An 18,542-nucleotide genomic window follows, 5' to 3' on the forward strand; every position below is an offset into this window, starting at 1 on the left:
GAGCAGTGAGGGCCGTCTGCGGATGCGCATCGGGTCAGGTCGGGGGACTCTCCAGACAGCTGGAGGTTCACGATGGGCTCATGGAAAGTCACTCTCTGTGCGGGCGTCGCGGTCGTCGCCGCGGTGCTCGTCCCCACGGCGTACGCGGCAGGCGAAGGCGGCCAGGACGGCGGCGGGAGCGGGAGCGGGGGCGGGAGCGTCTCCGTGACGCCGTCCACGCCCTCGCCCGGCGCCGACGTCACGCTGAAGGTGACCGGCTGCGGCGGCAGAACCGCCACCGCGGCCTCGGACGCCTTCGTCGCGGACGCCCGACTCGTCAGCACCGGCGACACGCTCGTCGGCGACACCCGGGTCCGCTCCTCGCTGGAGCCCGGCGGCTACGACGTGCGGATCACCTGCGTCGGCTCCCAGCCGAAGAGCCGGATCGAGGTCGTCGCGTCGTCGCCGGCGCATCGGTCGGCCACGCCCGCCACCACCCCCGTCGCGCCCGTCCAGGCGGGCGGCGGCGGTGCCGCCCCGCCCCGTCCGCTCGCCGCCGTCGGCGAGGCGCGGGCGGACGTCCGCGGCCCCGGCACCGCGCAGACGGTCATCGGGCTGGTGCTCGCGGGCGTCGCCGCGACCGTCGTCGTGTTCCGCGGGATGCGCAGCAGACGCGGGGCGGAATAGGCGATGTCCGACGGCGAACGCTCTTCCGGTCGTTTCCTCACCGGTCTGGCCTGGGCGGTGCTGCTGCTCGGGCTGTGGCTGTGGGGGCGCGAGGCGACCGACGTACGGCACGGCATATCCGCCCCCGCGACGGGTGACATCGCCGCGGTGGGACGCCCGCCCGACGCCGAACTCCCGCCCGCGGCAAAGCCGTTGGGGCAGGCGGTGCCGCAGCGCGTCGACATCCCCGACCTGGGCGTCCAGGCCCCGGTGATCGCGCGCGGCCTCGATGTCCGGGGGGCCGTCGACCCGCCGCCCTTCGACCAGGCGGGCGTCGTCGGCTGGTACGCCGGTGGTGCGAAACCCGGCGCCAAGGGCACCGCCCTGCTGGTCGGACACGTCGACACCGAGACGCGGCCCGCCGTCTTCTACCGGCTCAGCACCCTCAAGGCCGGCGAGACGGTCCGGGTGGTCCGGGACGACGGCAAGGTCGCCGAGTTCACCGTCGACGACGTCGAAGTCGTCCAGCGCGACCACTTCGACGCCCGACAGGCCTACGGTCCCCGCCGGCCGAACCGCGCCGAACTGCGCCTGATCACCTGCGGCGGCACCTTCGACCGGGCGACCCGCAGCTACACGGCCAACGTGATCGTGTCGGCGTACCTGACGGGCACTGCCGTCTGACGTGACGTGCTGTCACGTCACGTGCCCCGGCCCGGTCGACGGTCCGCTCCCCCGGAAACCGCCGACCGAGCCGGTCCTCGACCGCGCGTGCTCGGGTTGCGGGAGTAACCCGGCGACAGGCGCGGGAGGCTGTGAGGTTCACCTACCCCGTTGGCGGCCGTAAAGACCGCTTTCCGGCGCTCTCGTGGGCAGTGCGGGTCTTATGTCAGGATTGAGACCGGGGTAGGGCCGATGCGGAAGCCGTGCGGAAGGCCGTGAGCAAGCCCCGTGAGCAAGTCCGTGCACCCAAGGGGGAGTTGGATGTACGTCAGGAGGGGGGCCGTGTCCTTGCTGGGCGCGGTGCTGCTGCTCACCGCGTGCTCTTCGGGCGGCGACGGCAAGGCCGAAAGGCCCACGAGCGGACCCGTGAACCCGGCCCCGAGCGAGTCGGTGAGCGGGCCCGCCGTCACCCAACAGCCCAAGGAGGCCGACCCGTTCTGGGTCAACCCGGACGGCTCGGCGGCCCGTCAGGCGGCCGTCTACGAGAAGGCCGGGGAGAAGGAAGAGGCCGCCGCGGTCCGGGAGATCGCCGAGCAGCCGACCGGCCAGTGGCTCGGCCCGGAGAACCCGGAACAGGAGGCCCGCGGCTTCACCGAGGCCGCCGACCGGGTGGGCCGCACCCCGCTCCTCGTCCTCTACAACATCCCGCACCGCGACTGCGGCCAGTACTCCCAGGGCGGGGCATCCGACGGGGCCGCCTACCGCACCTGGATCGCCGCGGTGGCCCGGGGTATCGCCGACCGTCCGGCGATCGTCGTCCTCGAACCCGACGCCCTCCTCCACCTGGTCGACGGCTGCACCCCTGCCGCCTTCCACGAGGAGCGCTACGACCTCCTGGACGACGCCGTCACCGCCCTCAAGGTCCTGAAGAACACCAAGGTCTACCTGGACGCGGGCAACGCCGGCTGGGGGCACCCCGACCAGATCCACGAGCCCCTCCGGCGGGCCGGCCTGGCCCACGCCGACGGTTTCGCCGTCAACGTCTCCAACTTCTACTCCACCGAGGACTCCATCGCGTACGGCAAGCAGCTCTCGGCGAAGACGGGCGGCAAGCACTTCGTCGTCGACACCAGCCGCAACGGCAACGGCCCGTACGAGGAGGGCGACCCGGCGGAGCGCTGGTGCAACCCGCCGGGCCGCGCCCTGGGCCCCACCCCGACGACCCGGACGGCGGACCCCCTGGTCGACGCCTACCTGTGGGTGAAGCGCCCGGGGGAGTCGGACGGCGAGTGCAAGGGCGGCCCCAAGGCAGGGGACTGGTGGGCGGCGTACGCCCTGCGGCTGGCCCGCGGCTGACCGTGCTCGCCAGTTCGGCGCCGGGACCCTCGGACGCTCGACGCTCGGGGCTCGGGTGCTCGGGCGCGCAAAACCTCAGCCGACCGCGTCGATCAGCAGCTTCGCGGCCACGGCCGCCCCGTCGGTGCGGATCGAGCCGGCCACGGCCCTCGCTCGTGCGCGGGTCTCGGGCGTGAGGGCCGTCCTGAGCGCGGCGGACAGGGACTCGACGGTCGGCGTCGGACCGTCGTGCGCCGCGCCGATGCCCAGCTCGGCGATCCGGGCGGCCCAGTACGGCTGGTCCGCTCCCTGAGGCACGATCACCTGGGGTGCGCCGGCCCGGGCAGCCGTCGTCGTGGTGCCCGCGCCGCCGTGGTGCACGACGGCCGCCACCCGGCCGAACAGCGCCTGGTGGTTGGCTTCGCCGACGACGAGACGGTCGTCCTTGTCGTCGATCAGGCCCAGGCCCGCCCAGCCGCGCCCGACGAGGACGCGGCGGCCCAGCGCGCGGACCGCCTCGACGGCCTCCCGCGCGGTGTCCTGCGAGACGCCGCGCATGCTGCCGAAGCCGATGAACACCGGTGGTGAGCCGGCTTCGAGGAACGCCAACAGGTCGTCCGGCAAAGGGCGTTCGTCCGGCAGGAGCCACGCACCGGTGTGGACGACGCCGAGCTCCGAGGTCTCCGGCCACGGGCTCAGCGTCGGGTCGGCCGCCAGCCACGGCCGGTCGGTGAGCATGAAGGTGCGGACGTCGTCCACCGGCGGCAGGCCGACCGAGGCCCGGTGGGCGTTGAGCGCCGGGCCGTGCAGCGTGTTGAAGGTCTGGGCGTTGAGCTCCCACAGCGTCCGGTTGTCGGCCTCCTCCGGGGGGAGCGACTGACCCGGCAGCAGCATCGGCGGTGGCGCGTGGTGCGGCGACGGCAGGATGAACGGGCAGAAGGTCGCGTACATGTAGGGGATGCCGACCTTCTCGGCCGCCGACCGCGAGGCGAAATGCGCGAGACCGGTCGCCAGGAGGGCGTCGCATCCCTCGGCCGCCGCCGCGATCGTGTCGAACATCGCGGCCAGTTGGGACACCCGCCGGTCGGCCTCGGCCGCCGACGCGGGCCGCACCATCGATCTCATCGGCGGTCCGACCGGCACCAGCGGCACCCCGGCGCCGGCCAGCAACTCCACGAACTCCTCGTCCGGCGGCGCGCACATCCGCACCTCCGCGCCGAGTTCCCGCAAGTGCACCGCGAGTCCCACCAGCGGCTCGACGTCCCCGCGCGACCCGTACGTCGACAACAGCACACGCACCTGGTGACTCCCCTTGTTCCGCAGAAACCGGCTTCGGCCGGTGATTCTGCGGCACGACGGGGGCCTTGCCGCAAGGCCCCCGGTGCGCTGTACGTTGGCTACGGCACCTTCACCCACCGCGCCTCACTGGGAACCCCGCGGCTGTCGTCGGCGAACAGCATGTACCAGCCGCTCGGCACCAGATTCCGGTTCGTCGGCACGGTGACCCGCACCTTGTTTCCCGTGACGGTGAATTCGGCCGCGACCGACCGCTGATCCACGTCCGTCACATGCGTGGACGCACTCGGTCGAATCAGCCGCACTTTCCGAAGGGACGAAGCGTCCGCCGACGTGAACACCCCGGACGCGCCGCGGGCCATACTCTTCGGCCCGCCGGAGAACTCCGGCCGCTTCCCCCGATACAGATAGGGCGGCGAATAGATCTCGATCCGCTGCTCGAACTTTCCGGGTTTGGTGTTCGCCGCGTCCCCGTACAGCGAGTCGGAGCCGAAGAACATCACCCGGCCGTCGGGCAACAGCAGCGACCCGGAATGGTAGTTGCGGCCGACCAGCGGATCGGCGACCTGCTCGAACATATTGCTGTCCGGGTGGTAGAGACGGGCCTGCAGAATGTTGGAGTTGCCCCGTCCCCGGTAGTCCTCCGAGCCGCCGGACACCAGCACACTGTCGTCGGGGAGCACGGAAACCTGCGGATACCGTGTTCCCTTCGCCAGCGAGGGGCCGTCCACGAAGCGCGGGCTCTCGGCCAGCAGGTCCACGAGCCGGGTGCGCGCGCTGGAGCGCGGCGACTCCCCGACGCCCCCGCCGCCGACGACCATGTACCGCTCGTCCTGCGCGGGCGGCAGCAGCACGGTCGCCGACGTCTCCATCAGGTCCGGGTCGCTCAGGCCCGGCAGCCTGGTGAAGCCGTTGCCGGTGACGTCCCAGATGCCGGGATCGCGTCCCACGTCCGCGGGCCCGTACCCCGCGTTGGAACCGGAGTAGAAAATCTTTCCGTCCTGCATCAGGAACAACGCGGGATACGTGGGAAACTGCCGGACCTTCTTCGTGTACGTCCATTTCCGGGTGGCCGGGTCGAACACCTCGTTCTTGCCCGGCACCAACTGCCCGATGTCGTCGAGCCCGGAGACGCTGAGGATCTTCCCGTCGCTCAGGGTCGTGAGCGTCGGATACCAGCGGGCCTCGTTCATCGGATCGACCTTGATGTACTTCTCGGCGACCGGGTCGAACTCGTAGGCGTCCCGGATCCCCTGGAAGTCCTTCTTGTCGAGGGCGAGTTTCTGCGCGATGCCGTACGTGTTGCGCGCGTCGACGCCGTCCAGTCCCCGGACTCGGTAGTTGTCCTGGGTTCCGGTCTCGTATGTCGTCCCCGACTTCTGTGCCTCGACATAGATCCGGCCGAGGCCCGGGTCGTTGCGCAGGAACTTCCCGGTCTTTTGGTCGAAGACCTTCGTCGCGCGCGGCACGAGGACCGGGTCCTTCGACACGAACGTCTTCCGGTTCTCGCGCCCGGTGAACGCCGTCCCCGCCGGCAGGGTGATCGGTTTGTCCGGGTTCTCGTTGTGGACGATCATCAGCCCGCCGGCCTTGGTGACGTCCCCCTTCAGTTTCTCGTACCGTTTCGTCCCGCCCGCGATGAGGACGGAGCCGTTCGCGAGCTGGGTGTGGCCGGTGCAGAACAGGTCGTTGGGGGTGGGCACCTTTTTCACGGTGCCCTTCGCCGGGTCCCAGATCCGGGTGTCGAACTTCTTCGCGTCGAAGTTGTCCTGGTTGTTGCCGGAGCCCGCGACCAGCAGCACCTTCCCGGTGTGCAGGAGTACCGCGTGGATGGTGTCCTGCCGGTACTCCTTCGGGAACTCGACGATCTGCCAGTGGCCGTTGGCCGCCTTGTACTCGGGCTTGTTGATCGCGTACTGGTGGTACCTCTGCGTCCCGAAGCGGTAGAGCCACGGCCCGTTCATCCCGGCCAGCACGACGACTACCGCCGTGGTGATCGCGAACCTGCGGGCACGCCGATGGACGACGAAACGGCCGACCCCGTCCCTCATTCCTCACGTCCCCCCAGCCCGCCCCGTCCGCCCGGTCCTCCCAGGCCGCCCGGACCCCCCACCGGGACCTCCCAGACGGTCTCGACCGGGGGAACCGTGCCCTGCGCCGGCACCCGCTCGCCGTCCCGCGCCTCCTGCGCCGGCCGCGTTCTCACCTCCCGCGTCTTCTCCTCCCGCGCCCTCGCTTCCCGCGCCCTCGCCTCGCGTACCTTCGCCTCCCGTACGACCACCCGCCACGCCACGATCGGCGAGGCGGTGACCAGCAGGGCGAACGAGGCCCAGACGATCATCGCGGGCTGGGCGTGCCCGAACACGAACCCGGCGACGATGGACGCGGTGAAGACCAGCACGAAGAACAGATGGATCCGGAAGGTCCCGAACAGCGTGTCCGGGCTGGCGGAGTCCCCCTTCGGCGTCACCACGAACCTGCTCCTGCGCCGCAGTACGGCGTCCATGAGCGAGCGGGCGTACACCGGCGCCGACAGCGCCGACATGGCCATGCCGGCCACCCCGCCCGACCCCTCCGGCTCGTGAGGGGAGACGTTGTGCCGCCGGTTCCACAGGTACAGGCCGATCTGCAGCGCCGAGGCGTTGCCGTACAGCATCAGCCACACCGCCGGGTCGATGTTCACGCCCGAGGCGCCGAGGCCCAGGAACAGCGCGCAGCTCAGTGCGGCCAGGATCCAGTTGAGGGCCGACATCGGGTAGAAGACGATCATCATCGTGTAGTTGAAGAGCTTGCCCGGCGGCATGCTGAAGAAGCCCTTCCAGTACTGCTTGAGGATCGTCTCGTAGGTGCCGCGGGACCAGCGCAGCTGCTGGGTGAAGAAGTCGGTCCAGGCGGCCGGGCCCTCGCCGACCGCGAGCACGTCCGGGGTGTAGACCGACCGCCACCTGCGTCCCGTGGCCGGATTGCGGGTGCGGTGCAGCTCGAAGCCGGTGGCCATGTCCTCGGTGATCGAGTCGTACAGCCCGCCGATCTGCTTCAGCGCGCTGATCCGCACGGCGTTGGAGGTGCCCACGAACATCGGGGCGCCGTAGCGGTTGCCGGCCCGCTGGATCAGGGCGTGGAAGAGGAACTGCTGGGACTCCGCGGCCTTGGTGACGAACGTGTCGTAGTTGCCGTAGACCTGCGGTCCGATGACGAAGCCGACGTCCGGGTCGCGGAAGTAGCCCAGCATCCGCTCCAGGTAGTTGGGCAGCGGTACGTGGTCGGTGTCGACGGAGGCGAAGTAGTCGTAGGCGTCGCCGTGGGCCTCCAGCCAGGCGTTGTAGTTGCCGTGCTTGGTCTTCGCGCGGTGCGGGCCCGACGGCCGGTTCCAGCGCTCGACGCCCTTGCGGCTGAAGTGGTGCACGCCCAGGCGCGCGCAGACCTCCTTCACCTCGGGGTCGTCGCCCTCGTCGAGCAGCCAGACGTGCAGCAGGCCCCGGTGGCGCAGCCGGACGGCGGCCTGAAGGGTCTTCGTCACCATCTCCAGGGGCTCCTTGCCGGGCACGAAGGAGGTGAGGAAGGCGACGCGGGTGCCGGTCTGGGGCACCACCGGGACGGGGTCGCGGGCGACCAGGGTGGCGTGCGCGTTGGACAGCACGTTCAGACAGCGGAAGAACTCGATCAGGCCGATCGACACCAGCATCACGATGTCGAGGGCGGGCAGGAAACCGTGGGCCGGGTGGTCGCGCTCGGTCCAGTGCGCCGGCCTCAGCAGCCACACCAGCAGCACCACCGACAGCAGCGGCGCCGCGCAGAGCATCAGCGCGGCCCGGATCCGGTGCGGCTCCTGGGCCAGCAGCGAGCGGTAGCGGACGGTGTACGGTCTGCCCGGCTCCGGCTGGGTGAGGGGCCCCGCCAGTCGGCTGTAGTGCTCGTAGTCGTACTTCGGCAGAGACTTTCTGAGGCGGCGATAGGTCACCGTGCCGCCGGAACGTCCCGCATGGTGGTGCGCAGGCACCGTCATGAATCATCCCCCCACACGCAGCTCGCACCGCGTGTAAATCCCCCCAACTGCCGCGAATCCGCAGCATCTTGAGAACCAGGGTTCTATGGGGTTCAGCATGATCGCAAGATGCGAAACGCGCTGTTTACTGCTCATACGGTCGCAATGTGGCGCATGTGGGAGTGTGGTGCGCTTCGTGAACCCGCTGTGGGTATTCGCACGCGGATACGAACGAAGGCCCCTCGCTTTCGCGAGAGGCCTTCGGTGTCTGTGCGCCGCCAGGGACTCGAACCCCGGACCCGCTGATTAAGAGTCAGCTGCTCTAACCAACTGAGCTAGCGGCGCCTGCTGACGAGAGAACTCTACAGGACCTCCGAGGGTGCCCAGGACCACCCGTTCCCGGGCCCACTCCCCGCCGCTCCCCGCCATGGGCGCGCGTACATCATTCGGACCGTCAGCATGCGCGTCGTGAAGACAGTTGAGAAACTGCCCTGTGTGCACAGTCGCGGACATTTCCAGCTGGAGTGTGAGGGGAATCGCATGGCGGCTCCGGTATTCGAGGAATTCGATCCCGCGAGCGACTGCGAATGCCCCGGATGCGTAGCGCGGCGGCGGGCGAGCCGACATTCCCCGCCCGCGCCGTTCGGCGGTCGCCCGGCCGCCCACCGTGCCGTGGTCGTCGCCACCGTGACGGCCGCGGCACTCGGCGCGGGCCATGCGCTGCCCGCCGTCGCCGCCGCGCAGGCCCCCGACGGGCCCGGCGTTCCCGCAGGTGAAGAGCCCGACACGCCCCAGGGTGGCAAGGCGCCGCTGCATGGACCGGCCGGCCAGTCGGCGCACCCCGGGGGCCTGGCGGGACCGGTCAGAACGCCCCCGACGACCCGGGCGGACATCATCGGACGGGCCAAGGAATGGGTTTCCGCCGAGGTGCCGTACAGCATGGACACCTACTGGTACGACGGTTACCGGCAGGACTGCTCGGGCTTCGTCTCCATGGCCTGGAACCTGCCCGGGAACGAGTGGACGGGCAGCCTCAACCAGTTCGGGACGCGGATTTCCAAGGAGGAACTCCAGCCCGGCGACATTCTGCTGTTCCACAATCCGACCGACCCCGAGAAAGGCTCGCACGTCGTCCTTTTCGGCGGCTGGACGGACTACACCCACAGCTACTACGTCGTCTACGAGCAGACCCGCCCGACCACTCGCCGCCAGGCCACTCCCTACGCCTATTGGAGCAATTCCGACCGATACGTTCCCTATCGCTACAAGGGCCTCACGGCGACCACACCGGGCACCGGCACGGCGGCGGGTACCGGCACCGGTATCAGTACCGGTGCCGGTACCGGGACACAGGTCGGCAATGCCGGTGGCGGCGGGAACAGGCCCGGGACCGGGGATGTCGCCTCGACGCCGTATCCGGGGCGGGCGGCTTTCGGGCCCGGCGCGAACAATCAGTACGTCGCCCTGCTCGGCCGGCTTCTCGTCGAGCGCGGCGGCGCGCGTTTCTACGCCTCGGGCCCCGGTCCGCGCTGGTCGGCCTCCGACGGCTGGGCCACCATGGCCTTCCAGCGCGCCCAGGGGTGGAGTGGCCCCGACGCCGACGGTATCCCCGGCCCGCGGACCTGGGCCCTGCTCGTCACCCACCAGGGCAGGAACATCGAGGCCTCGCTGCCTCCCGGGACGACCACCGGCAGCGGGGGCAGCCCCGGCACCGCCGCCGGCCCGGCCACCGCCGCCGGAAACGGGGCCGATGCCGGAAACGAGGCGGCCGCCGCAAACGGAGCGGTCGCCGGAGCCGGTACGACCGGCCCGCCCGCCGCTTCCGTGACGCCGCGCATTCCCCCGTACCCCGGCCGGGCCGCCTTCCGTCCGGGTGCGCAGAACGCGTACGTCACCCAGTTGGGGAAGCGGCTGGTGAAGAAGGGGTTCGGCAGGTACTACCCGTCCGGGCCGGGGCCGCGCTGGGGCGAGGCGGACCGGCGCGGAGTCGAGGCCTTCCAGCGCGCCCAGGGCTGGCGCGGCGGCGCGGCCGACGGCTACCCGGGCCCGGAGACCTGGCGGCGGCTCTTCCTGTGACCGCGGTTCCCTCCCCACAACCCACTCACTGTCATGGCGTATCTGGCGCGGAGGCTGGAGGCACGCAATGCACACGACCACTTCACAGACGCCCGAGTCCGAGGGGCCGTCCAGGCCCGCCCGGCTCATCCAGAACGAGGCGACCACCGAGATCCCCGTCCACCTGCTGTTCCGTGACGAGCCCGAGCCGCGGCCGGTGCCGCTCGGGCCCGCCGTGGTGGGCAGCCGGGCGGGCACCGACGAGCAGCCGCGGCTGCGCCGGCCGACACCGGCCGTACCGCGGCCGGTGGCGCAGGTCGACCCCGAGCTGGCGGAGCGGCGGGCCCGGGTGCTGCCGGGCGCGGCGGGAGTGTTCGCCGGGGCCTGCGGGGCGGCGGGCTGTGTGGCCGCCTCATGGTGGGCCGGGGTGCTGCCGCCGCTGGCGGTGCGGGCGTTGCGGCTGCCGGAGTTCGCGGGCGCCGGGCTCGGTCCGGCGCAGTGGGCGGCGTACGCGGGTGCGGGTGCGCTGGGTCTGTTCGGCTTCGGCGGTCTCGCCCGGGGGCGGACGGGGCGGGCCTGGGTGCTCGGTCTGTTCGGCCGCTACCGGGGGACCGTGCGACGCACGGGTCTGCTGTGGGTGAACCCGCTGCTGCTGCGCCGCCGGGTGGACGTGCGGCTGCGGCACTGGCGCAGTGAGCCGATGCCCGCCGCCGACGGCAGCGGGGTCGCGCTGCGGGTCGTGGCCCTGGTGGTGTGGCGGGTGCGGGACACCGCGCGGGCCACGCTCGGCGTCGACGACCACGAGACGTATCTGCGCGAGTGCGTCGAGGCGGCCCTCGCCCGGATCCCGGTGGAGACGCCGGGCGCGGGGCGGGGTTCGGTGGAGGCGGCGGGGGAGGCGCTGACGCGGCGGGTCGCGCAGGACGCGGGCGCCATCGGTCTGGAGGTGTACTCCGTGCAGCCGCTGCGGATCGAGTACGCCCCCGAGGTGGCCGCCGCGATGCACCGCCGCCGGATCGCCGCGCTCGACGCCCAGCACCGGGCGACGGTGCTGACGTCGGTCGTGGACTCGGTGGAGGACACGGTGACCCGGCTGACCATGCGGGGGCTGGTGGAGCTCGACGACTACGAGCGCAAGGCGCTGGTGAAGGACCTGACCGTGGCCTTCTGCGCGGGGCGTTCGGAACAGACGCCGTGAGGGGCGCGCCATGAGGGAGGCAGGCCGTGTCGTTGATATGGACACAGCCAAGAAACGGCAATAATCTCGAACTTGGTCTAGACCTGCACGGCTCAGCTCAGTGAACTCCCCACGTTCTCCAGGAGCGACAGCATGCGCAAAAAGACCAGGCTCCACGCCGCCGTGCTGGGCCTCGCCACCGCCGGAGCCTTCGTGCTCTCGGCCGGCGGCGCCAGCAGCCACGGCTACACCGACCTCCCCATCAGCAGGCAGAAGCTCTGCCAGAACGGCACCGTCACGGGCTGCGGCGACATCCAGTGGGAGCCGCAGAGCGTCGAGGGCCCGAAGGGCTTCCCGGCGTCCGGCGCGTCGGACGGCCGGATCTGCTCCGCGAACAACACCCGCTTCGCCCAGCTCGACAGCCCGAAGACCCCGTCGGGCGCGGCATGGCCGACCACCAAGGTGACCGGCGGTCAGAGCTACACCTTCCGCTGGCAGTTCACCGCGATGCACGCCACGACCGACTTCAAGTACTACGTCACCAGGCAGGGCTGGAACCAGAACCACAACCTGGCCCGCTCCGACCTCACCCTCACCCCGTTCCTGACCGTGCCCTACGGTGGTCAGCGGCCCCCGGCCACCCTCTCGCACAGCGGCACGCTGCCGTCCGGGCTCAGCGGACGGCACATGATCGTCGCGGTGTGGACGATCGCCGACACGACCAACGCGTTCTACGCCTGCTCCGACGTCACGTTCTGAGCATCGTTTGAGCTCCCCCGGGGTCCGGCGGGGGTACGTTCCCTGCACGCCGACACGACCAGGTCGGCGCCGGAACCTCGGGGGAGCCCATGGAAGCCTTCTTCTACCTTGTGCCGTCGGTCATGATCGCCGGCCTGCTCTTCGGCGTGTTGGGTCTGCTCCGCCGCTCCCGGCGGGTCGCCCGGGCCTGGAGCGGCGGCCTCACCGCCGAGGCGCGCTGTCTGCGGTCGTACACGACGACCAGCGGCGGCGGCGACGACACCATGGTCAGCACGACCCTGCACCACGTCTACGAGTTCACCACCCGCGACGGCCGCACCATCCGCTTCGAGGAGGCGAACGGCCCCGGGACGACCCTCGAGGGCGACATCGTCACCGTCCACTACGCCGCCGGTCACCCCGACGAGGCCACGGCCAAGGCACCGGCCCCCGGCAGGCTCTTCGCCGAGTCGGGATGCCTGCTGCTCTTCCTCGGCACGGCCATCGCCTTCTGTGTGTTCTTCATGGTCACCGCCCACTGGATGTTCGCCGAGAGCGACGGCTTCATGCCCTAGCTCTCCACATCTGACGGTACGTCAACTACCGTGCGCGGCCATGGAGTCCACCGGGGATACCGTCGCCGAACTCGTAGCAGCACGGTGGGGCGACCACCGTCCGGGACTGTGGTGTGAAGACCCCGGGAAGCCGGTCCTCACCCACCACGAAGTCGCCGCCGGCGCCGCCGCGCGGGCGGCGCTGCTGGCCGACCTGCTGCCGGCGGACGGCCCGCCGCACCTCGGGGTGCTGCTGGACAACACCCCGGAGTTCCCGCTCTGGCTGTCCGCCGCGGCCCTCGCCGGCGCGGCGGTGGCCGGGATCAACCCCACCCGGCGGGGCCCCGAACTGGCCCGGGACATCCTGCACACCGAGTGCCGCCTCCTCATCACCGAACACACCCACCTCCCCCTCCTCAGGGGCCTCGACCTGCCCGGGGTCCGGCTGCTGATCACCGGCACCCCGGAGTACGACGACCTGCTCGCGCCGTACACGGACGCCCGCCCCGACCCCTCCCGCGCCACCCCCGCCGACCGGCTCCTCCTCTACTTCACGTCCGGCTCGACCGGCGCGCCCAAGGCGGCCCTGTGCACCCAGGGTCGGCTGGCCGCCGCCGGACGCTCGCTGGCGGGGCAGTTCTCGGTCCGGCCGGACGACGTGCACTACGTCTGCATGCCGATGTTCCACGGCAACGCGGTGATCGCCGACTGGGCGCCCGCGCTGGCCGCCGGCGCGGGCGTGGCCCTGCGGCGACGGTTCTCGGCCTCCGGTTTCCTGGCGGACGTACGGCGCTACCGCGCGACGTACTTCACCTACGTGGGCCGGGCGATCCAGTACGTCCTGGCCACCGAGCCCGGCCCCGACGACCGGGACCACGCGCTGCGGCTCGGCTTCGGCACCGAGGCGGGGGCGGTGGACGCGGCGGCCTTCGAGCGACGGTTCGGGGTGCGGCTGGTGGAGGGGTACGGCTCGTCGGAGGGTGGGGCGGCCGTGCAGTGGTCGCCGGGGACCCCGGCGGGCGCGGTCGGGAGGGCGGCGCCCGGGCTCGTCGTACTCGACCCGGAGACGCGCGCCGAGTGTCCGCCGGCCGAGTTCGACGCGGCCGGCCGGCTGCTGAACGGTGAGCAGGCGATAGGGGAGCTGGTCAACCGGGGTCCGAATCCCTTCGAGGGCTACTGGCGCAACCCGGCGGCGGAGGCGGAGCGGCGCCGGGAGGACGGCGCGTACTGGACCGGCGACCTCTTCTACCGCGACTCCGACGGCTTCCTCTACTTCGCGGGCCGCACCGACGACCGGCTCCGCGTCGACAGCGAGAACCTGGCCGCCGCGATGATCGAGAACATCCTCGCCCGGTACGAGGGCGCGGACGCCGTCGCCGTGTACGCGGTCCCGGACCCGGTGACCGGCGACCAGGTGATGGCGACGCTGGCCGGGACCTTCGACCCGCTCGCCTTCGCCGAGTTCCTGCTCGCCCAGCCCGACCTGGGCACGAAGATGGCGCCCCGGTTCGTCCGGGTGGTGGACCGGATGCCCGTCACCGCCACCAACAAGATCCACCGGGCGTTGCTGCGCAGGGAGGGCGTGCGCTGTGCCGACCCGGTGTGGTGGCGACCGCCGGGGGAGGCGACGTACCGAAGGCTGACGGCGGAGGAGGCGGAGGAGGCCGTGGGAGCCGGGCAGGCGGGGCAGGTGGGGCAGGTGGGGCAAGGCGAAGGGCCCCTCGTGTCCACGAGAGGCCCTTCATCTGTGCGCCGCCAGGGACTCGAACCCCGGACCCGCTGATTAAGAGTCAGCTGCTCTAACCAACTGAGCTAGCGGCGCATGACTCCCGCCCTCCGCTTTCGGCGGCTGGCGACGGAGAAAATACTACCTGGTCCGCGAGGGTGCTTCCGACCACCCCTTCAGATCGTGAGCGACAGCAGTACCGGCGCCGCGTTCCTGTTCAGGGCGTCGGCGGCCTGGCGGAGGCGGTGGGCGTGCGCGAGGGGCAGGGACAGGGCCAGACAGCCGGCCGTGGACCCCGCGGTGATCGGGACGGCCGCGCAGACCGTGCCGATCGCGTACTCCTGGAGGTCGAGCACCGGGACCGTGGGCGGCTGGGCCTCCAGACGCGAGAGCAGCAGCTTGTCGCTGGTGATGGTGCGGGAGGTGAGCCGGGCCATCTTGTGCCGGGAGAGGTGGTCGCGTCGGCCGTTGTGGTCGAGCTGGCCGAGGATGCTCTTGCCGAGCGCGGTGGCGTGCGCGGAGTAGCGGAAGTCGACCCACTCGTTGACGGACGGCGTGGCGGGGCCGTCGGCGTACTGGGTGATCGTGACCTCGCCGTCGACGTACCGGCTGATGTAGACGGCGGCGCCGACGGAGTCGCGGAGCCGGTCCAGGGTGTGCTGGAGCTTGTCGCGCAGGGCCTGCTCGCGGTGGTGGGCGGAGCCCAGCCGGGTGAGCGCGTCGCCCGTGACGTACGCGCCGTCGGCGATCTGCTCGACGTAGCCTTCGCGGCGCAGCATGCGCAGGAGCGTGGTCAGTCGCTCCGAGGTGAGGCCGGTCTGGCGGGAGAGTTGGGCGTCGGTGACACCGGTGGAGTGCCGCGCCACCGTCTCCAGGACGCGCAACGCTTCCTGGGCCGAGTGGTACGGCGCGGTCGGCTCGTGCTTCAGCGCCACGGTTTCCCCCCTGGTCGCTTTCTGGCCGTGATCCGTGATCTGTGATCTTGACAGTGATCCTGGCAGCGTGATCCTGACAGCGAATCACCTTCCACGATAACGGCCAAGAGGCCGGGTGGGAGGGGTTGTTGGCGAGAATGTGTTGCACTTACGACTCGCCGAACTGCGGCACTGACCCGCTGGCATATGCCTACGTCATGACCCGCCGCCCGGACCAGCGCTCTCACCCACCCGGCCGCACCGCACCGGCGTCACAGCACCGCGCTCAGGAACTCCCGCGTCCGTTCCTGCTCCGGCGAACCGAAGATCTTCTCCGGCGGGCCCGACTCGATGACCCGGCCCGCGTCGAACATCAGGACCTGGTCGGAGATGTCCCGGGCGAAGTTCATCTCGTGGGTCACACAGAGCATCGTGATGTCGGTGGTGCGGGCGATGTCCCTGAGCACGTCGAGGACGCCCGCGACCAGCTCGGGGTCGAGCGCCGAGGTGACCTCGTCCAGGAGCAGCACCTGCGGCCGCATCGCCAGCGCCCGCGCGATCGCCACGCGCTGCTGCTGCCCGCCGGACAGCTGGGTGGGCCGGGCGTCGGCCTTGTCGGCGAGGCCGACCAGGTCCAGCAGCTCCCGGGCGCGCTCCTCGGCCTCGTCCTTGGACAGGCCGAGGACGGTCACCGGGGCCTCGGTGACGTTCCGCAGCACGGTCATGTTCGGGAACAGGTTGAACTGCTGGAACACCATCCCGATCTTCTTGCGGACCTCCCGGATCTGCTTCTCGGGGGCCGGGAACAGCCGCTCCCCGGCGACCGTGATGGTCCCCTCGTCGGGCTTGGTCAGCGTCATCAGCAGCCGCAGGATGGTCGTCTTGCCGGAGCCGGACGGGCCGATCAGCGTCACGTGCTTGCCGGACTCCACGGAGAAGTCGAGCCGGTCGAGCACGGTGTTCGACCCGAACCGCTTGGTGACCTGCTCCAGGCGGATCAGCTCGCTGCCGTCCACCGGCGGATTGGCGCCCGCGTCGGAGTCTTTCATCAGATGGGTGTCAGTGGACAAGACGTCGCTCCAGGGCTCGCAGAAGAAGGGAGGCCAGGTAGGAGATGAGGATGAAGGCCACGCCGATCACGGTGAGGGGCTCGGTGAACTGGAAGTGCTCCTGGGAGAAGAGCCGCGCCTGACCGAGCATGTCGAGGACGGTGATCGCCATCAGCAGCGGCGTGTCCTTGAGCATCGCGATCACGTAGTTGCCGAGCGCCGGGACGACCCTTCGGATCGCCTGCGGCAGGATCACCACCCGCCAGGTCCGGCCGGCCGGCAGGTTCAGTGCCGTCGCCGCCTCCCACTGCCCGGCGGGCACGCCCTCGATGCCGGCCCGGTAGACCTGCATCGTGTATGTCGAGTAGTGCAGCCCGATCGCGAAGACGCCGGTCGTCAGCGCGGAGAAGGTCAGACCCCATTCGGGCAGCACATAGAAGAGGAAGAACAGCTGCACCAGCAGCGGCGTGTTGCGCACGAACTCCGTGACGACCCCGACCGGCCAGCGCACCCAGCGGGTCGGCGTGCGCATCAGCAGAGCCCAGACCAGCCCGAGGAAGAAGGAGATCAGCGAGCCGAGGGCGAGGGCCTGCAGGGTGACCAGCAGCCCGTCCCAGAAGTGCGGCATGAAATCGGCGACCGCGCCCCAGTCCCATGTCATCAGGAACCTCCTCCGACTCCGATGCCCACCCCGGCGCTGACCGGCCCGGGTTCCGTGACGACCTTGCGCGTGGGCGCCTTCCCGACGCCCGCCTTCAGCCGCTTCTCAAGCCCTCGCATCACCCGCGTCAGCAGGAAGGCGATCACGAAGTAGATGAGCAGCAGATATGTGTAGATCTCCGCGCTCTCCTGCAGTGCGAGCCGCACCAGGTTCCCGCTGAACGCCAGATCGCCCATGCCCATGACCGACACCAGGGCGGTGCCTTTGAGCAGCTCGATCAGCAGGTTGGAGAACGGCGGGATCATCTCCGGCACCGCCTGCGGCAGCAGGATCAGCCGCATCCGCTGCCAGGGCGTGAAGCTGAGCGCGATCCCGCCCTCCTGCTGCGCCGGGTCGACGGCCTTCAGCGCGCCGCGCACGATCTCCGAGCCGTACGCCCCGTAGGTCAGGCCGAGCGCCAGGGTGCCCGCCCACATCGGCACCAGTTGCCAGCCGAAGGCCGGGGGCAGCACGAAGAACACCCAGAAGATCATCACCAGCGCCGAGGTCCCGCGGAACACCTCGGTGTAGAACCCGGCGAGGAAGCGCACGATCCACAGCCGGTGGGTGCGCGCGACACCGGCCACGAAGGACACGGCCGCGGCCAGCAGCGCGCTGAGGACCAGCAACTGGACGGTGGTCCAGATCCCCTTGAGGACGAGTTCCCAGAGTCCGGTGGTCATGAGGCCGTCCCCCCGCCGCACAGCTGCTTCGCGGTCAGGCGGGTCATCTCGGCCTCGGTGAAGCCGAACGGCTTCAGGACGCGGGCCAGCTCGCCGCTCTTCTTCAGCTTGTGCAGCTCGACGTTGAAGGCGTCCCGCAGCCGGGTCTCGGTGAGCCGGAAGGCGAAGGCGCCGCCGTCGACGGTCGGCTTGCCGTCGATCACGGCCGCGAAGGGCTTGGTCGCCTCGGTCCTGTGGGACTTCTTCACCACGTCGCGGGTGGTCACGGCCGTGCCGGCGAACACGTCGACCCGCCCGGCCTCCACGGCGTTCAGCCCGGCGACCTGGTCGGGCACGATCAGGATGTCGCTCTCCTTGTAGCCGGCCGCCACCGCGTGCTGGATCTGCGCGTACCCGGTGCCGGTGGCGAACTTCGCCTTCTTCTTCACGACGTCCTGATAGGTGTCCAGCCCCTTGGGGTTGCCTTTGCGCACCACGAACGAGTCGAGCATCTGGTAGTCGGGGTCGGCGAACAGGACCTGCGCGCAGCGCTCGGGGGTGACGTACATCCCGGCGGCCACGACATCGAACTGCTGTGAGTTCAGCCCCGGGATGAGCGACCCGAACTCGGTGGGCACGGCCTGGACCCTGTCCACGCCCAGCCGCTTGAAGATGACCCTGGCCAGCTCCGGCGCCTCGCCGGTCAGGTCGCCGTCCTTGTCGATGTACCCGAACGGGACCTCACCCGCGATGCCCAGCCGGACGACACCGGCCGCCTTCAGCCGGTCGAGCAGGTCGCCGCCGTTCGCGGTCGACGCGGTCGCCACACGGGAGCAGCCGGCGGCGCCCAGCACGCCGACCGCCGCCACCCCCGCGAGCAGCGACCGGCGTGTGGTCCCGGGTATGCGTTCGCGTTCGCGATGTTCCAGTGGTGGAGCCATGGCGGCGCGGCTACCCCGGACCATGCGACTTTATGCAGCCCGCTTTGAGCCCCGTCTCCGGCCGCTGCGATCACCTGCGGCGCGGCCCGGGATTCGCTTCCG

General features: G+C 70.9%; 16 protein-coding genes and 2 tRNA genes. 8 read left to right on the forward strand and 10 right to left on the reverse strand.

The window, feature by feature from the left end:
- Positions 1 to 72 precede the first annotated feature (72 nt).
- From B5557_RS27795 to B5557_RS27805, 3 genes are all read left to right on the forward strand, one after another.
- Positions 73 to 666 (forward strand): hypothetical protein, encoded by a 594-nt coding sequence (locus tag B5557_RS27795; protein WP_079662020.1) that lies wholly within the window; start codon positions 73 to 75, stop codon positions 664 to 666.
- Positions 667 to 669: 3 nt separating this feature from the next.
- Positions 670 to 1,329, forward strand: coding sequence for a class F sortase (locus B5557_RS27800; RefSeq protein WP_079662021.1), 660 nt, complete (start codon positions 670 to 672; stop codon positions 1,327 to 1,329).
- 300 nt (positions 1,330 to 1,629) lie between these two features.
- Complete coding sequence (locus B5557_RS27805) at positions 1,630 to 2,664, forward strand: glycoside hydrolase family 6 protein (protein ID WP_079662022.1); 1,035 nt, start codon at positions 1,630 to 1,632, stop codon at positions 2,662 to 2,664.
- A gap of 75 nt (positions 2,665 to 2,739) precedes the next feature.
- On the opposite strand, the gene B5557_RS27810 is transcribed toward B5557_RS27805, so the two are convergent.
- The 4 genes from B5557_RS27810 to B5557_RS27825 form a co-directional block, all read right to left on the reverse strand.
- Complete coding sequence (locus B5557_RS27810) at positions 2,740 to 3,942, reverse strand: glycosyltransferase (RefSeq protein ID WP_079662023.1); 1,203 nt, start codon at positions 3,940 to 3,942, stop codon at positions 2,740 to 2,742.
- 98 nt (positions 3,943 to 4,040) lie between these two features.
- Positions 4,041 to 5,990, reverse strand: coding sequence for a kelch motif-containing protein (locus tag B5557_RS27815; protein WP_079662024.1), 1,950 nt, complete (start codon positions 5,988 to 5,990; stop codon positions 4,041 to 4,043).
- On the reverse strand, positions 5,987 to 7,945 hold the full coding sequence (locus tag B5557_RS27820) for a glycosyltransferase family 2 protein (RefSeq protein WP_079662025.1): 1,959 nt from the start codon (positions 7,943 to 7,945) through the stop codon (positions 5,987 to 5,989). The genes B5557_RS27815 and B5557_RS27820 overlap by 4 nt, the downstream gene beginning before the upstream one ends.
- Positions 7,946 to 8,195: 250 nt before the next feature.
- Positions 8,196 to 8,269 (reverse strand) — tRNA-Lys (locus B5557_RS27825).
- Positions 8,270 to 8,464: 195 nt separating this feature from the next.
- Between B5557_RS27825 and B5557_RS27830 the strand changes: the two genes are divergently transcribed.
- The 5 genes from B5557_RS27830 (at position 8,465) to B5557_RS27850 (ending at position 14,231) form a co-directional block, all read left to right on the forward strand.
- Positions 8,465 to 10,000, forward strand: coding sequence for a peptidoglycan-binding protein (locus B5557_RS27830; protein WP_079662026.1), 1,536 nt, complete (start codon positions 8,465 to 8,467; stop codon positions 9,998 to 10,000).
- A 67-nt stretch (positions 10,001 to 10,067) separates the two neighbouring features.
- Positions 10,068 to 11,177, forward strand: coding sequence for an SPFH domain-containing protein (locus tag B5557_RS27835; RefSeq protein ID WP_079662027.1), 1,110 nt, complete (start codon positions 10,068 to 10,070; stop codon positions 11,175 to 11,177).
- A 132-nt stretch (positions 11,178 to 11,309) separates the two neighbouring features.
- Positions 11,310 to 11,915, forward strand: coding sequence for a lytic polysaccharide monooxygenase auxiliary activity family 9 protein (locus B5557_RS27840; RefSeq protein WP_079662028.1), 606 nt, complete (start codon positions 11,310 to 11,312; stop codon positions 11,913 to 11,915).
- Positions 11,916 to 12,004: 89 nt separating this feature from the next.
- Positions 12,005 to 12,469: a DUF3592 domain-containing protein gene (locus tag B5557_RS27845; protein ID WP_079662029.1), complete on the forward strand. Its 465-nt coding sequence runs from the start codon at positions 12,005 to 12,007 to the stop codon at positions 12,467 to 12,469.
- A gap of 40 nt (positions 12,470 to 12,509) precedes the next feature.
- Positions 12,510 to 14,231, forward strand: a complete 1,722-nt coding sequence (locus B5557_RS27850; RefSeq protein WP_079662030.1) for an AMP-binding protein — start codon at positions 12,510 to 12,512, stop codon at positions 14,229 to 14,231.
- Here B5557_RS27850 and B5557_RS27855 read toward each other — a convergent pair.
- The 6 genes from B5557_RS27855 to ehuB form a co-directional block, all read right to left on the reverse strand.
- Positions 14,197 to 14,270 (reverse strand) — tRNA-Lys (locus tag B5557_RS27855). The genes B5557_RS27850 and B5557_RS27855 overlap by 35 nt on opposite strands.
- Before the next feature lie 80 nt (positions 14,271 to 14,350).
- Positions 14,351 to 15,109, reverse strand: a complete 759-nt coding sequence (locus tag B5557_RS27860) for an IclR family transcriptional regulator (RefSeq protein ID WP_079662031.1) — start codon at positions 15,107 to 15,109, stop codon at positions 14,351 to 14,353.
- A 251-nt stretch (positions 15,110 to 15,360) separates the two neighbouring features.
- Positions 15,361 to 16,137: an ectoine/hydroxyectoine ABC transporter ATP-binding protein EhuA gene (gene ehuA / locus B5557_RS27865; RefSeq protein WP_079662032.1), complete on the reverse strand. Its 777-nt coding sequence runs from the start codon at positions 16,135 to 16,137 to the stop codon at positions 15,361 to 15,363.
- Positions 16,138 to 16,147: 10 nt separating this feature from the next.
- Positions 16,148 to 16,798, reverse strand: a complete 651-nt coding sequence (ehuD, locus tag B5557_RS27870) for an ectoine/hydroxyectoine ABC transporter permease subunit EhuD (RefSeq protein ID WP_079662033.1) — start codon at positions 16,796 to 16,798, stop codon at positions 16,148 to 16,150.
- Positions 16,798 to 17,520, reverse strand: a complete 723-nt coding sequence (gene ehuC, locus B5557_RS27875; protein ID WP_079665035.1) for an ectoine/hydroxyectoine ABC transporter permease subunit EhuC — start codon at positions 17,518 to 17,520, stop codon at positions 16,798 to 16,800. Before ehuC ends, ehuD begins: the two co-directional genes overlap by 1 nt.
- Positions 17,517 to 18,440 (reverse strand): ectoine/hydroxyectoine ABC transporter substrate-binding protein EhuB, encoded by a 924-nt coding sequence (ehuB, locus tag B5557_RS27880; RefSeq protein WP_079665036.1) that lies wholly within the window; start codon positions 18,438 to 18,440, stop codon positions 17,517 to 17,519. The genes ehuC and ehuB overlap by 4 nt, the downstream gene beginning before the upstream one ends.
- Between the last annotated feature and the right edge of the window lie 102 nt (positions 18,441 to 18,542).

The organism is Streptomyces sp. 3214.6 (genome assembly GCF_900129855.1).
Taxonomy (GTDB): Bacteria; Actinomycetota; Actinomycetes; order Streptomycetales; family Streptomycetaceae; genus Streptomyces; species Streptomyces soliscabiei.